Annotated in this window: 1 protein-coding gene; it reads right to left on the minus strand. The window is 66.4% G+C overall.

Features of this window, described 5'->3' with window-relative positions; genetic code table 11:
- Nucleotides 1-73 precede the first annotated feature (73 nt).
- Complete coding sequence (gene rlmH / locus IAE41_RS22335) at nt 74-544, minus strand: 23S rRNA (pseudouridine(1915)-N(3))-methyltransferase RlmH (protein WP_079222687.1); 471 nt, start codon at nt 542-544, stop codon at nt 74-76.
- Nucleotides 545-614 lie beyond the last annotated feature (70 nt).

Here is a 614-nt window from a genome sequence, read left to right on the forward strand (position 1 = left end):
ACGACCCCCTGATTAACAGTCAAGTGCTCTAACCGGCTGAGCTATTCGGGCAGACGACTAGTATAACCACTCTTCACGCGCGATGGTAGGGGTGATTGGCAATCATTGCCGCCGCGCGATACAGCTGCTCGGCCACCACCAGGCGCACCAGCATGTGCGGCAGCGTGAGCGGTCCGATCGACCACTTTTCATCGGCCAGCGCGGACACTTCCGGCGAGTGGCCTTCGGGGCCACCGATCAGGAAGGCGAGGTCCCTGCCCTGCCCGCGCCAGTGCTCGAGGCGCTGCGCCAGCTGTTCGGAACTGAGCTGGCGGCCCGGCACATCCAGTGCCACCACGTAGGCGTTCTTCGGCAGCGCGGCAATCACCCGCTTGCCTTCATCCTCGGTGGCGCGGCGCGCATCGCGCCCCTTGCCTCGCAGGCCCGGCTCGATTTCCACCAGCTCGAACGGCAACCAGTGCGACAGCCGTTTCTGGTACTCGGCAAAGCCCTGCGCGACCCAGCTGGGTGCGCGTTCACCGGTGGCGATCAGGCGCGCTTTCATCGATGGCATCTCCAAAACGTCGACGGCGCCCAAGGCGCCGGCGGAAGGGGTGACCCACGCCCGGGGGCCG

This window comes from Stenotrophomonas sp. S39, assembly GCF_016624665.1.
Lineage (GTDB): Bacteria > Pseudomonadota > Gammaproteobacteria > Xanthomonadales > Xanthomonadaceae > Stenotrophomonas.